The following is a 13386-nucleotide window of genomic DNA, read 5'->3' on the forward strand; positions in this document are numbered from 1 at the left end:
TGCTTACAACGGCTTGTTACAGGACTTCGTCCTTGAAGTGATACCAGCGGTACAGCCACCACTGGCCAAAGCGGCGGAAGGGCGCGAACATTTCCGCTTCCACCATCTCGCGCACGTTCGGGAAGGGCAGCCTGGAGCGGAAGATCGGCAGCTCGGGCGTGCGGATGCCGGCGATGTTCTCCGCCAGGCGACGACCGGCCTGCGCGGAGTACATGACGCCGTTGCCGCCGTAACCGAGCGCGTAGTAGAGGGTCTGCTTCGGGTCCGGCTGGTAGATGCGCGGCATCATGTCGTGCGCCACGTCCACCCAGCCCCACCACGAGTAGTCGATCTGGACGCCTTCGAGCGCCGGGAACTTGCGGTGCAGGTCGCGGATCAGGAACTGCTTGTACTTGTCCTGCGGCGCATCCTGGCCGGTGATCGCGCTGCGGCTGCCGATCTGCACGCGGCCGTCGGGCAGCAGGCGGTAGTAGTGGCGCAGGATACGCGTGTCGGTGATGACCTGGGTCGTGCGGAAGTTGCACGCGTCGATCTCGGCCTTGGTCAGCGGGCGCGTGACGATGGAGTTCGACAGGATAGGCAGCAGACGATTCTTCAGCTCGCGGTGCAAGCCGTTCGAGGTGTAGCCCCCGGTCGCGATACCCACCGCGCGGGCGCGCACGATGCCGCCAGGCGTCTTCAGGTAATGCACACCGTTTTTCGTCTCCCAGCCCATCACCGGGCTCGCGGGGTGCACCTTCACACCCATTGCGCGCGCCTTCCTCAGGTAGCCGAAGGCGAGCTTGCCGGCGTGGATGCCGATGCCCTCGGGCTCGTGCATCGCGCCCGCGGCTTCCTTGTCATCGACGTATTCGCGCTTCACGGTGTCGGCATCGAGGATGCGCGCGTCGTACTTGAAGACCTCGCGCAGGACCTTCGCTTCCTTTTCCAGCACCGGCATCACGCGCGGCTTGTGCGCAATGTAGAGATGGCCGCCCGGCTGCGGGTCGCAGTCGATGTCGCGGATCATCTGCTTGAAGTACTCCATGCCGTCGCACACTTCCTCGTGCATGCGCAGCGCGGTGTCGAGGCCGTAACGCTCGATCCACTGCGAGCGCTTGAGCCGCCCCGAGGCGCACTGCGCCTGGCCGCCATTGCGCGTGCTGCAGCCCCAGGCCGTGCGGTTGGCCTCCAGCACGATCGCCTTGATGCCGTGTTGCTGCGCGAGCGCGATGGCTGCCGTGAGGCCGGTGAAGCCGGCGCCGATGATGGCGACATCGACATCCATGTCGTGCGTCACCGGTCCGTCGTCCGCGGGCGGTTCACCGGCGGTGCCGATCCAGTACGTCGGCGCGTAATCGCGGCCCTGCCCCGGCGTCGCCGATACCAGCGGATCGTAGGCTGGGTCGTAGGGCTGCACCGGCGCGGTCGCGCGCTCGCTGCTTACGGTGCGCTTTTGTGCAATGGCTTCCATGTCCCGACTCCTGATGTGTCCGGGGATGCTCAGTTGCCCGCCTTGGCGACCGGCGGGCGGTCCTTGCGGTAGGCGTTCTTGACCGCGATCTTGCCGTCGCGGAAGGTGAATACGTCGACCATGCGCGCCTCGATGCGGGTGCCGTCGGCCTTGGTGCCGCTGAAGGTGGACTCCGACACGCCGCGGTCGCCGCATACGAAGTGCTCGCCGTCGAGCCACGCGGCATCGGGGAAGGTCTGCCACGCGAGTTCGAAACCGGCGCGTACCGCATCGCGGCCGACGAAGCTCTTGCCGAAGAGCTCCGGCCCGGCCACCGCGTGGAACACGCAGTCGTCGGCCATGAAGCTCATGAGAGCCTCGATGTCGTGCCGGTTCCAGGCGTCGGCAAAGGCCTTCAGCGTCTCGGCGGTGACTTCGTTACGAATCGGGGTGGCGGTCAGGCTGCTCATGAAAGTAAATCTCCGGAAAACTATTTTGCCTAATATGAAACGTCTTGTACCGTTTTTTGAAACTTGATTTACATTAGGACTGCGCCGCGACGCTGTCAAGATGAATTTCGATTATCGGTACAAATTTTCCAATTTTTTGAAATTTTAACGCATCGCGTGATGCTCACGCGATCCGGCCTGCCATCGGCGACGACGGCGAAGCCGCAAAACGGCGCGGCATGCGGCCGGCGAGGAAGGCCTCGCGCCCGGCCTGCACCGCCAGGCCCATTGCGCGCGCCATGCGCACCGGCTCGCGCGCATGGGCGATCGCGGTGTTCATCAGCACCCCGTCGCAGCCCAGCTCCATCGCGATCGCCGCATCGGAGGCGGTGCCCACGCCGGCATCGACGATCACCGGCACCCGCGCCTGCTCGATGATCAGCGACAGGTTCCACGGGTTGAGGATGCCCATGCCCGAGCCGATCAGGCTCGCCAGCGGCATCACCGCGACGCAGCCGATGTCTTCGAGGATGCGCGCCTGGATCGGGTCGTCGCTGCAATACACCATGACCTCGAAGCCCTCCTTCACCAGCGCCTCGGCCGCCTTCAGCGTCTCGGGCATGTTCGGGAACAGCGTCTTCTCGTCGCCGAGCACCTCCAGCTTGCACAGCTTGTGACCGCCGAGCAGTTCGCGCGCGAGCTGCAAGGTGTAGACCGCGTCCTTGGCGTTGTAGCAGCCGCCCGTGTTCGGCAGGATCGTGAAGCGCTCGGGCGGCACAGCGTCGAGCAGGCTCGGCTCGTGGGCGTGCTGGCCGATGTTCACGCGGCGGATCGTCACCGTGACGATGTCGGTGCCGCTCGCGTCGACCGCCGCGCGCGTCTCGTCGAAATCGCGGTACTTGCCGGTGCCCACCAGCAGGCGCGACGCGTAGGTCTTGCCGGCGATCGTGAGCCCCCTCGTTTGCCCGCCCTCGGTCGCGGCGGGCCGAATCTCGTCCGGGGTGTCGTTCAGCTTCATTCCGTTCGCTCCTCCACTATTTGTTTACTAGCCGCCGCCGATCGCGACGACGACCTCGACGCGATCGTCCGGCTTCAACACGCGACGCGGCCAGTGCGGCGACGGCACCACCTCGCGGTTGATCGCCACCGCCACACGCTTGCCGAGCAGGTCCAGGCTTGCGATGAGGTCGTGCAGCGTATGCCTGGCCGGTAGCACGTGCGCGGCGCCGTTCAGTTCTATCGTTACGCTGGCCACGGGCGCTCCTCCGTCAATGCGCGCCGATCAGGCGGGCGGCGAAGACCACCGCCAGCATGTAGGCGGCGACGAACAGCGCCTCGCCCGACATCAGCACGATCGGCCTCCAGCCCAGCTCGGCGAGCTTCTCGAGCGAGGTCTTCACGCCCAACGCGGAAATCGAGATCACCAGGCACCAGCGCGACAGCGTCGAGCTCGCCTCGACCAGCTCGTGCGACAGCAGGCCCAGGCTGTTGAGTGTCGCCAGCGCCGCGAAGGCGACGAGGAAGAGCGGCAGGATCGGCGTCTTCTTGGCGTTGCCGCCGTTCTCCTTCTTGCGCTCGGCATGGAACACCAGCGCGAGCACGACGACCACCGGCATCAGCATTGCGACGCGGAACATCTTCGCCAGCGTCGCCGCATCGCCCACTTCGGGCGAGATGATCAGGCCGGCGCCGACCACCTGCGCCACGTCGTGGATCGAGCCGCCGAGGAAGAGCCCGGCCTCGCTCACCGACAGGCCGGTCGACTTCACGACCAGCGGATACAGCACCATCGCGACGGTCGAGAAGATCGCGACGCCGATGGCGGTGAGCAGCGTGTAGCGCTCGTTCTCGCGCGTCGCCGGCAGCGTCGAGGAGATCGCGAGCGTCGCGGAGATGCCGCAGATGCCGGTGCCGCCCCCCGACAACAAACCCAGCAGCGGCGGCAGGCCGAGGATGCGGGCGAGCAGCAGGCCGAAGCTGATCGTGAGCACCACCGCGCCGACGAGCGCGCCGACGCCGATCAGCCCCAGGTCGCTCACGTCGCTGGCGACGATGCGCGCGCCGAGCAGGGCAACGCCGAAGCGCACGAGCTTCTTCGCCGACAGCTCGATGCCCGGAATGCACTTGTCGCTGTCGGACAGGAAATGGAACGCGATGCCCAGCAGCAGCGCGTAGAGGAATTGCGGTCCGCCGTAATGCTCGGACACGAAGGTCGCCGCAACGGCAATCACGGCGCACAGCATGAAGCCCGGCATCAGAACGCGCACTCCGCTGAACATCGCGGGCGGCGCAATTGTCGTTTGAGTGGTCATTGGATCGGGGTCCGGTGGGGATGTCGGGCCGGATGCCGGGGCGCGACACGCCCCGGCATCCTTAGCAGCTACGCTGGATCAGACGTAGTCCTTGTACTTGTCGAGGAAGCGCACCGGCTTCGAGAGCGCGTCACGGCGGAACGGGTCGCCCAGTTCGCGCGTGCACATGATCTCGATGATGCAGGTCTTGCCGTGGTTCATCTGCAGGTCGATGGCCTTCTTCAGTGCCGGACCGACGTCCTCCAGCCGATCCACGGTGATGCCCTCGGCGCCCATCGCCCGCGCGATTTCCGCAAAGCTCTGGTTGTCGAGTTCGCCCGCGACGAAGCGGCGGTTGTAGAAGTCCACCTGGTTCTTCTTCTCCGCGCCCCACTGGCGGTTGTGGAACACCACCGCGGTCACCGGGATGTTGTGACGCACGCAGGTCATCGTCTCCATCAGGCTCATGCCCCACGCGCCGTCACCGGCGTAGGACACCGCCGGGCGATGCGGGGCTGCAACCTTGGCGCCGATGATGGTCGGGAAGGCGTAGCCGCAGTTGCCGAAGCTCATCGCCGCGAAGAAGCTGCGCGGCTTTTCGAAACGCAGGTAGCTGTTGGCGACCGAGTTGATGTTGCCGATGTCGGTGGACACCATCACGTCTTCCGGCATCGCCTTCTCGAGCTCGCGCAGCACTTGGCGTGGATGCAGGTACTCGCCGCCGTTGAAGGTTTTTTCCTTGGCGTTTTCCTCGATCATGTCGAGGCTGAACGGGTCGCGCTCGTGCGTCCACTCGTCGAGTTCACGCTCCCACGCGGTCTTCTCTTCCTGCACCTTCGCGTAACGTTGCTCGCGCGTGGCGTCGCATTCGAGCGTGCGACCGGTCAGGCGCCACGTCAGTGCCTTGGCAGCGGCCTTGGCGTCGCCGCAAATGCCCACCGAGATCTTCTTCACCAGGCCCAGCATCTTGTTGTCGGCGTCGATCTGAATGATCTTGGCGTTCTTCGGCCAGTAGTCCATGCCGTGCTGCGGCAGCGTACCGAAGGGTCCGAGGCGCGAACCCAGCGCCACCACCACGTCGGCCTGGCTGATCAGCTTCATCGCCGCCTTCGAGCCCTGGTAGCCGAGCGGGCCGCACCACAGCGGGTGGCTCGCGGGGAAGGAGTCGTTGTGCAGGTAGCTATTCACGACCGGAGCGCCCAGGCGCTCGGCGAGCGCCTTGCACTCCTCGACCGCGTCGGCCATCACCACGCCGCCGCCCGAGATGATCACCGGGAACTTCGCCTTCGCCAGCAGCTCGGCCGCCTCGTCGAGGCTCTGCTCACCGCCCGCACCGCGGTCGAGGCGGCTGGGCTTGGGGATCTCGCAGGTGATCTCGCCGTAGAAATAGTCGCGCGGGATGTTGAGCTGGGTCGGGCCCATCTCGCTCATCGCGCGGTCAAAACAGCGCCCGGTGTATTCGGCCATGCGCGCCGGGTTGGTCACATGCCCCTGATACTTGGTGAATTCCTGGAACATCGGCAGCTGGTTGCATTCCTGGAAGCCGCCCAGGCCCATGCCCATGGTGCCGGTCTCGGGGGTCACGATCACCACCGGGCTATGCGCCCAGTAGGCCGCCGCGATGGAGGTCACGCAGTTGGAGATGCCGGGGCCGTTCTGGCCGATCACCACGCCGTGACGACCCGACACGCGCGAGAAGCCGTCGGCCATGTGTCCTGCGCCCTGCTCATGCACCACCGGGATCAGGCGGATGCCTGCGGGCGCGAAGATGTCCATCGCGTCCATGAAGGCCGAGCCCATGATCCCGAACATGTCGGTCACGCCGTTGGCCACCATCGTTTCCACGAAGGCTTCCGACGGGGTCATCTTGTGCGGGCCGCTGACGACGGTGCGGCGGTCTTGTTCGCTCATTGCTGCTGTCTCCTTGTCGAGTATTCGCGAGGGCAAGATATCGTTTTCGGTACCTAGCGTTCCGATATTCGATACTTGAGTTCAATGTACGTCGACCTTTTGGAGACGTCAAGACAAATTTCGTTTTTCTGAACCATTTGTCTCTTATTTTGAAATCGCATCGAAGCACAGCGGGATCGGCAGGGCGTGGACGTGAAAACGGCATCCGCGCCAATCGGCGACGGATGCCGTTTTCTGCCGAAGCGCGGCGGCGCGGGGCCGGTAACAGCCCCTACCCCGCGCGCGGAGGGATCAGGATCGCTCGAAAGCCTGCGCGTCGATCACGACGGGCGCGACGTCCGGCTTCATCGCCCACAGGCTTTTCATGCCGTACAGCGCAAGCAGGATGCCCAGGCTCGCCACTCCCAGCAGCAACGGCGTGCGCTGCTCGGGGATGAAGGCCATCGCGACGACGATCGCGAGCATGCCGACGATCGCGACCCAGGTGAGGTAGGGGTAGCACCACATCTTCACGCGCAGGCGCGCCGGATCTTCCTTTTCGAGCCGGGCACGCAGGCGCAGCTGCGATACGGCAATCGACACATAGACGAAGATCGCGACGGTGCCGTAGGAATTCACGAGGAAGGCGAACACCGTGTCGGGCGACACATACGACATCACCACCGCCCCGTAACCGAACAACGTGCCGATCAGGATCGCCGGCACCGGTACGCCGTTGCGGCTCACCTTCGCGAGCACCTGCGGCGCATCGCCGCGCCGGGTCAGCGCGAACAGCATGCGCGACGAAGCGTAGAGGCCGGAGTTCAGCGCCGACAGCACCGCGGTCAGCACGATCGCGTTCATGATCTGCGCCGCAGCCGGAATGCCGATCGCGTCGAGCGCGCTGACGTAGGGCGTCGCGATCGCGCTGGAGTTCCACGGCACAAGGCACACGACAAGCAGTACCGAGCCTACGTAGAACACCAGCACGCGGGTGATCACCGAACTCGTCGCCTTCGCGACGGCGCGCTCCGGCTCCGCCGTTTCGGCCGCGGCGACCGTGACGATCTCGGCACCGAAGTAGAAGCCGGTGGCGGCGACCGCCCCCGTCAGCACCGGCACGATGCCGTTCGGCATGAAGCCGCCGTGCTCGGTCAGGTTGGCGACGCCGGCCGTGGCGTCCGGCCACATCCCCAGCACGTACAGGCCGCCGAGAAACAGGAACACGATGATCGCCGCGACCTTGATCGACGCGAACCAGAACTCGAACTCGCCGAAGGATTTCACCGAGATCAGGTTGGTCATCGTCAGCGTCACCAGCAGGACCAGGCTGATGATCCAGGCCGGCACGTCCGGCAGCCAGTAGCGGACGAGATCCGCCCCGGCGACCGCTTCGAGCGCGACGACGATGACCCAGAAGTACCAGTACATCCAGCCGGTCAGGAAGCCGGCAAGATTGCCGACCGCGGGCCGGTCCGACCACGCGGTGCGGGCGAATTCATAGAAGGCGCCCACCCCCGGCATCGCCACGGCCATCTCGCCGAGCATGCGCATCACCAGCACCACCAGCCCGCCGGTGATCAGGAAGGACAACACGGCGGCCGGGCCGGCCGACTTGATCACCACGCCGCTACCGACGAAGAGGCCCGCGCCGATCACGCCGCCCAGCGCGATCATCGTCATGTGCCGTTGCTTGAGGCCGTGCTGCAGCCCACGCGAATTTCCAGCTTCCGGTTTCACGTCCGTCTCCTCCGTTGGCGCGGCCATCGCGGCCACGACAGGTCCCTGCCGTTTTATTGTGCGTCCCGTTGCGGCCCAGCCCGCCCAGCCTTATGCACCGATTCGCCGTTTTGATCTGAATGTAGGATCAAGCTCCAACGACGTCAAGTTATATTTCTTTTTTTGGAACGCCTTGTATCTTTTACCGGAACATGACTATCATGAATCGCACAAGCCCCCAGGAGACTGCCGTGACGGAAACCGCGCTCGACACACCGGACCAGCTGGTTTCGGTCCGCTCGCTGTTCGGAATCGATTCCGACCTGAAGGTGCCCGCCTTCGGCACCCGCGAGGACCACGTGCCCGAGATCGACGAGGCCTACCGCTTCAACCCCGACGTCACGCTCGCGATCCTCGCGGGCTTCACGCGCGACCGCCGCGTGATGGTCCAGGGCCTGCACGGCACCGGAAAATCGACGCACATCGAGCAGGTCGCCGCGCGCCTGAACTGGCCCTGCGTGCGCGTGAACCTCGACGGCCACGTCAGCCGCCTCGACCTCGTCGGCAAGGACGCGATCGTCGTGCGCAACGGCCGCCAGGTCACCGAATTCCAGGAAGGCATCGTGCCCTGGGCGCTGCAGCGCCCCGTCGCACTGATCTTCGACGAATACGACGCCGGCCGCCCCGACGTGATGTTCGTGATCCAGCGCATCCTCGAGCGCGACGGCAAGTTCACGCTGCTCGACCAGAACCGCGTGATCCGCCCGCATCCCTTCTTCCGCCTGTTCGCGACCTCGAACACCGTGGGCCTGGGCAACCTCTCGGGCATGTACCACGGCACCCAGGTGCTCAACCACGCCCAGATCGACCGCTGGAACATCGTCGCGACGCTCAACTACCTGCCCGCGGACGAGGAAGTGGCGATCGTGCTCGCGCGCGTGCCGGCGAAGAACTACGAGAAGGGCCGCGAGCTCGTGCGCTCGATGGTCGCGGTCGCCGAGCTCACCCGCAAGGGCTTCGCCGCGGGCGACCTGTCGACGCTGATGTCGCCGCGCACCGTGATCACCTGGGCGGAGAACTGCGAGATCTTCCGCAACCCGGCGCTCGCTTTCCGGCTGTCCTTCCTCAACAAGTGCGACGAGGCCGAGCGCCCCATCGTCGCCGAGTACTACCAGCGCTGCTTCGGCACGGAACTCGACGAATCCTGGATGCGCGAGGCCGCGGCGTGAGCAAGGCCCCGGCGCCCAACGCGCAGCAACAGGCGCGGCGCCAGCAGCGCGTCGAGGAGCTGTGCGCGGCGACGCTGCGCGCGCTCACCGGCCGCCCCGCCCTGCACTACCGCGGACGGCGCCTGTATGCGGGCGAACGCAGCGTGCCCGTCCATACCCCGCACCTGCGCATCGATGCCCGCACCGACGCCTTCGCCGACTGCCGCGCCGCCGCCGACGGCATCGCGCTGCGCCTGCTGCATTCGGACCCCGCCCTGCACACCCGCCTCGCCCCCGCCGACCCGGTCGAGCGTCTCGTCTTCGAGCTGCTCGAACAACTGCGCGTCGAAACCCTCGCGCCCGCCGCCATGCCCGGCATGGTGCACAACCTGCACGAGCGCTTCGTGAGCTGGTCGCGCGCCTTCTACCGTTCCGGCCTCACCGAAGGCAGCGTCGGCATCCTGCTGTACACCGTGGCGCAGATGTGCTGGTCGCGCCTCACCACCCGCCCCGTCCTCGAAGACACCGAGGATTACATCGAAAGCACCCGCATGGGCCTCGTCTCGGCGATGGGCACGTCCCTCGCGGGCATCCGCCGCCAGCGCCACGACCAGACCGCCTTCGCGCCGCACGCACTGGAGATCGCGCGCATCGTCGGCGAGCGCGTGCGGGCCGAGCAGACCGCGGCCGAAGACGGGGAGGAGGCCGACCAGGACGAAACCGCCACGCGCGACTTCGCCCTGCTGCTCGACTTCGACGACGCCGGCGACGGCGACAACGGCATCGCCGCCGCGACTACCGGCACGAGCAAGGTGCTCGCCGATGCCGCCCTCGCCTACCGCGTGTACACCACCCGTTTCGACAGCGAAGTCGCCGCCGGCACGCTCGTGCGCCGCGCGCTGCTGCGCGAGTACCGCGAACGGCTGGATCGCTGCGTCGCCGAACAAGGCCTCAACCTCCCGCGGCTCGCACGCCAGCTCGCCGCCGTCCTCACCCGCCCCACGCGCGACGGCTGGCGCTTCGGCGAAGAGGAAGGCCACATCGACGGCCGCCGCCTCGCTCAAGTCATCAGCTCGCCCGCCGAGCGCCGCGTCTTCCGCCAGGAACGCCACCTGCCGCAGTCCGACTGCATCGTCGGCCTGCTGCTCGACTGCTCCGGCTCGATGAAGGCGCACATCGAGCCGGTCGCGGTAATGATCGACGCGCTGCTGCGCGCCCTCGACATGATCGGCGTCGCAACCGAGCTGCTGGGCTTCACCACCGGCGCGTGGAACGGCGGGCGCGCGTATCGCGACTGGATGAGCCGCGGCCGCCCGTCGCACCCGGGGCGGCTCAACGAGGTCTGCCACATGGTGTTCAAGGACGCCGACCGCAACTGGCGCCGCGCGCGCACCGACATCGCCGCGCTCTTCAAGGCCGACCTCTTCCGCGAAGGCATCGACGGCGAAGCGGTCGACTGGGCGTGCAACCGCCTGCTCGCGCGCCCGGAAGGCCGCCGCATCCTCATCGTGATCTCCGACGGCTGCCCCTCGGATAGCGCCACGGGGCTGGCCAACGACCCCTTCTACCTCGACAATCACCTCAAGGACGTCGTCGCACGGCGCAGCCGCGAAGGGGCGGTCGAGATCCTCGGCCTCGGCGTGGGCCTGGATCTGAGCCCCTTCTATCGCCGCAGCCTCGCGGCCGACATGACGCAGGGGCTCGACAACACGCTCTTCCCCGAAATCGTGCAGCTCATCGGCGGCCACGCCCACCGCTGAGCGCGCCCATCCACCGACCAGGAGACCGGCAAAGCATGGCAAAGACCCGCATGGTGGTGCAGTTCGGCATGGGGACCTCGATCCGCAGCCAGGACTACACCCAGGCCGCCGCACGCGCGATCCGCGACGCGCTGTGGCACAACTCCCTCAACGTCGCCTCGGCCTTCGGCTTCCCCAAGGAAGAGATGCTGATCGACGTCGAGATCGGCGTGCAGAAACCCGAAGCGGTCGAGCTCGCGCCGTTGCTCGAAGTCTTCCCCTACGGCAAGCCCACGATCAGGGTCGTGCCCGGCGGGCTCGACATCCCCAAGCACGACGGCACCGGCGTCACCGTGATCGCGAACGCGGCCGTCATCGTCTCCTTCGACCTGGAGCCCGCCCATGCCTGAAAAGCGCCTGATCCTCGAAATGGGCACCGGCAACGACCTCCTCGGCGGCGACTACACCAAGGCCGCCTGCCGCGCCGTGCAGGACGCCCTGCACCACTCCGTGATGCCGCTGTTCCGCACCCTGGGCTACGACACCCAGGACATGCGCGTGCAGGTCACGATCGGCGTACAGCGCCCGGAGCTCGTCGACGCCGAAGTCGTCCGCGCCGAACTCCCGCGCGGCCGTCCCGAGGTCAAGGTCGTCTTCGGCGGCCTCGACGTGCGCCCCCCCGAGCAGGACATGCTCCACGTCGTCGCCACCGCCGCCATCGAGGCCTGGCTGCCGATCGAATCGGATGCGTGGCGACTGATGCCCGCGCGGGAGTGATGCCGGACAGCTCGCGGCAGGGCATCACGAGCGGTGACAAGCGGATGACGGCCCGTCGTTGTCATCCGTGCCATCAATGCTTCAAGGACAGCGTCCCGTGACAAGCGGCTGCTCCTTGCCGCGAGTCCCGAGCAATTCACAGATCCTATTCCGATTCCCCGCGAATCATGATCAACAACATCTTGAACCCGTCGATCGGACGCACGGCGTGAGGCACGCCAGCGGGCATGAGCAGTGCGTCGCCTTCGCCTACCGAATGAACGACGCCGCCCACGGGAATTTCCGCGTGGCCTTCAATGCCGATAACCAGTGCATCGAACGGCGCCGTATGTTCACTTAGACCCTCATTCCCGTCAAAGGCAAACAGCGTCACATTGCCCGCGGAATTCTTCACGAGCATTCGGCTCACGATTGCGCTGTCCTGATACGGAAGCAGGGTCTTGAGCTTCTGCACTTCAGTCCCGGTTTTTTCGCTGCTCATAATGCTCCCTCGAAGAATAAGAATAAGACGACTGGATCGCCCATCCTCAAGCCTTAGCGCATCTCGAAGGCCTCCCGACGAAATCTCAGGCGTCGGCCCCAGATTGCGGCCAGCCCGGCCTCCAACTGATCGCCAAATGGCCTCGGTCCGCAGAACCACACTTCGGTGCGCCCCGCTTGCGGCAGCGACGCGGCCAACTGCTCCGGTGTCAGGGTCGCCCCCGCCGATGTATCGTGGATATGAAGCTCAACCGAGGGAAGTCTTCCGCACAGTCGCTGCAAGCGTTCGACGAAGGGATCATGCGAGGCGTTACGCGTGCTGTAGTGAAGCTCCGCTTGCGCAGCCGAGTCGGGGGCGGCGCGTAGCGCATCCAGCCAGGAGAGGAAGGGCGTGATGCCGATGCCGCCGGCGATCCAGATCTGGCGCGCGTTCCGATCCTGGCGCTCGAGCACAAAACGTCCGTACGGCCCTTCGACAGTGACGGGCTGGCCGACCGCAACGCGTGTCGCCAGGCGACGCGTGTAGTCGCCCAGCGCCTTGATCTCGAAGGTCACCGTCTGGTCGCCGCGATCGGCGCTCGCAATGGTGAAGGGATGCGCGCCCTCGATGCGATCGAAGCCGATAAAGGCGAACTGGCCCGCACGATGCCCCTTCCATCCGGCGTCGAGACGACAGGTTACTTCGGTGATGTCGGGAGCCGGCGAGGCGACCGATGAAACGACGCCGGACACGCGCCGATCCCGGCCGATGCGCCCCGTCAACGCCAACACCGATGCTGCGGCGCCGGCCGCGAGCAGCCCCCCCATCAACCACCCGATCGGCCGAGCCCAGTAGTCCGGTGGCGCGAGCACCGCGGCGTGGAAGGCGAGGAGCAGATACAGCACCGGCATTGCGCGATGGAGATAGCGCCAGAACTTGTATGGGAAGCGCTTCCACAGACTCAGGATGATCATTCCCAGTACAAGGTAGATCGCGAATTCGCCCAACTCCTCGCCAGCGTCGCGCAGGTTTTCCAGGAGTGCACCAAAGTGCGCCTCGGGGACCTGTCCGGTCTTGCCGAAGGCGGATTCGAGCAGATCGTCGGACATCTCGATGAGCCAGTGCAGGGCGGCGAAGACTGCGGCGAGAATGCCCGCCCACTTGTGCAGGCGAAAAATGCGGTCCATCCCGCCGAGCGGACGCTCGAGCGCCGCCGGCCGCGTGGCCAGCACCATCGCCAGCGACATCAGGCCTATGCCCAGCACGCCACTGAGATAGAGCGCCTGTTCGCGAATCAGCCACGGTAGCGACGCGCCACCGCCGCCGTCGACACTCGCGGCGAGGCCCCAGGCAAGGGTGAGAAGGGCGATGAATGAGGACAGGATGAAGACCATCGGAAACCCTCTTTTGACGGAATGACG

The 13386-nt window shown here is 66.2% G+C and carries 13 protein-coding genes; 4 read left to right on the plus strand and 9 right to left on the minus strand.

What is annotated here, in order from left to right; translation table 11 throughout:
* Positions 1–16 precede the first annotated feature (16 nt).
* The 7 genes from ToN1_RS06620 to ToN1_RS06650 form a co-directional block, all read right to left on the minus strand.
* Positions 17–1453 (minus strand): NAD(P)/FAD-dependent oxidoreductase, encoded by a 1437-nt coding sequence (locus ToN1_RS06620; protein WP_169207601.1) that lies wholly within the window; start codon positions 1451–1453, stop codon positions 17–19.
* Between the two features lie 29 nt (positions 1454–1482).
* Complete coding sequence (locus ToN1_RS06625) at positions 1483–1902, minus strand: nuclear transport factor 2 family protein (RefSeq protein WP_169207602.1); 420 nt, start codon at positions 1900–1902, stop codon at positions 1483–1485.
* 163 nt (positions 1903–2065) lie between these two features.
* Positions 2066–2899, minus strand: coding sequence for a thiazole synthase (locus ToN1_RS06630; RefSeq protein WP_244860987.1), 834 nt, complete (start codon positions 2897–2899; stop codon positions 2066–2068).
* Positions 2900–2926: 27 nt separating this feature from the next.
* Positions 2927–3136, minus strand: a complete 210-nt coding sequence (thiS, locus tag ToN1_RS06635; RefSeq protein WP_210148045.1) for a sulfur carrier protein ThiS — start codon at positions 3134–3136, stop codon at positions 2927–2929.
* Positions 3137–3149: 13 nt separating this feature from the next.
* Positions 3150–4160 (minus strand): YeiH family protein, encoded by a 1011-nt coding sequence (locus ToN1_RS06640; RefSeq protein WP_210148122.1) that lies wholly within the window; start codon positions 4158–4160, stop codon positions 3150–3152.
* Between the two features lie 111 nt (positions 4161–4271).
* The gene (gene xsc, locus ToN1_RS06645) at positions 4272–6083 is read right to left on the minus strand and encodes a sulfoacetaldehyde acetyltransferase (protein WP_169207604.1); all 1812 of its coding nucleotides are present in this window, start codon (positions 6081–6083) and stop codon (positions 4272–4274) included.
* A 291-nt stretch (positions 6084–6374) separates the two neighbouring features.
* The gene (locus ToN1_RS06650; RefSeq protein WP_244860988.1) at positions 6375–7802 is read right to left on the minus strand and encodes an amino acid permease; all 1428 of its coding nucleotides are present in this window, start codon (positions 7800–7802) and stop codon (positions 6375–6377) included.
* Between the two features lie 230 nt (positions 7803–8032).
* Here ToN1_RS06650 and ToN1_RS06655 point away from each other — a divergent pair, with 230 nt between their 5' ends.
* From ToN1_RS06655 to ToN1_RS06670, 4 genes are read left to right on the plus strand one after another with little or no spacing between them, the layout of a single operon-like run.
* On the plus strand, positions 8033–9010 hold the full coding sequence (locus tag ToN1_RS06655; protein ID WP_210148046.1) for an AAA family ATPase: 978 nt from the start codon (positions 8033–8035) through the stop codon (positions 9008–9010).
* Complete coding sequence (locus tag ToN1_RS06660) at positions 9007–10749, plus strand: cobaltochelatase CobT-related protein (RefSeq protein WP_169207607.1); 1743 nt, start codon at positions 9007–9009, stop codon at positions 10747–10749. The genes ToN1_RS06655 and ToN1_RS06660 overlap by 4 nt, the downstream gene beginning before the upstream one ends.
* A 35-nt stretch (positions 10750–10784) precedes the next feature.
* A complete protein-coding gene (locus tag ToN1_RS06665; protein ID WP_018992786.1) occupies positions 10785–11138 on the plus strand; it encodes a Lin0512 family protein in 354 nt (117 codons plus the stop codon).
* The gene (locus ToN1_RS06670) at positions 11131–11505 is read left to right on the plus strand and encodes a Lin0512 family protein (RefSeq protein WP_169207608.1); all 375 of its coding nucleotides are present in this window, start codon (positions 11131–11133) and stop codon (positions 11503–11505) included. Before ToN1_RS06665 ends, ToN1_RS06670 begins: the two co-directional genes overlap by 8 nt.
* Positions 11506–11650: 145 nt before the next feature.
* Here the strand turns inward: ToN1_RS06670 and ToN1_RS06675 are convergent, their stop codons facing one another.
* On the minus strand, positions 11651–11986 hold the full coding sequence (locus ToN1_RS06675; protein ID WP_169207609.1) for a cupin domain-containing protein: 336 nt from the start codon (positions 11984–11986) through the stop codon (positions 11651–11653).
* 53 nt (positions 11987–12039) lie between these two features.
* Positions 12040–13359 carry a ferredoxin reductase family protein gene (locus ToN1_RS06680; protein ID WP_169207610.1) on the minus strand — a complete coding sequence of 440 codons (1320 nt, stop codon included), beginning with the start codon at positions 13357–13359 and terminating at the stop codon, positions 12040–12042.
* Positions 13360–13386: the final 27 nt, after the last annotated feature.

Origin of the sequence: Aromatoleum petrolei, from assembly GCF_017894385.1 — a bacterium.
GTDB lineage: Bacteria > Pseudomonadota > Gammaproteobacteria > Burkholderiales > Rhodocyclaceae > Aromatoleum > Aromatoleum petrolei.

What these genes read in the sequence shown, in the direction of transcription:
- ToN1_RS06620 (WP_169207601.1), bottom strand. Translation starts at nt 1,453, where the DNA reads ATGGAAGCCATTGCACAAAAGCGCACCGTAAGCAGCGAGCGCGCGACC.
- ToN1_RS06625 (WP_169207602.1), bottom strand. Translation starts at nt 1,902, where the DNA reads ATGAGCAGCCTGACCGCCACCCCGATTCGTAACGAAGTCACCGCCGAG.
- ToN1_RS06630 (WP_244860987.1), bottom strand. Translation starts at nt 2,899, where the DNA reads ATGAAGCTGAACGACACCCCGGACGAGATTCGGCCCGCCGCGACCGAG.
- ToN1_RS06640 (WP_210148122.1), bottom strand. Translation starts at nt 4,160, where the DNA reads ATGTTCAGCGGAGTGCGCGTTCTGATGCCGGGCTTCATGCTGTGCGCC.
- xsc (WP_169207604.1), bottom strand. Translation starts at nt 6,083, where the DNA reads ATGAGCGAACAAGACCGCCGCACCGTCGTCAGCGGCCCGCACAAGATG.
- ToN1_RS06665 (WP_018992786.1), top strand. Translation starts at nt 10,785, where the DNA reads ATGGCAAAGACCCGCATGGTGGTGCAGTTCGGCATGGGGACCTCGATC.
- ToN1_RS06670 (WP_169207608.1), top strand. Translation starts at nt 11,131, where the DNA reads ATGCCTGAAAAGCGCCTGATCCTCGAAATGGGCACCGGCAACGACCTC.
- ToN1_RS06675 (WP_169207609.1), bottom strand. Translation starts at nt 11,986, where the DNA reads ATGAGCAGCGAAAAAACCGGGACTGAAGTGCAGAAGCTCAAGACCCTG.
- ToN1_RS06680 (WP_169207610.1), bottom strand. Translation starts at nt 13,359, where the DNA reads ATGGTCTTCATCCTGTCCTCATTCATCGCCCTTCTCACCCTTGCCTGG.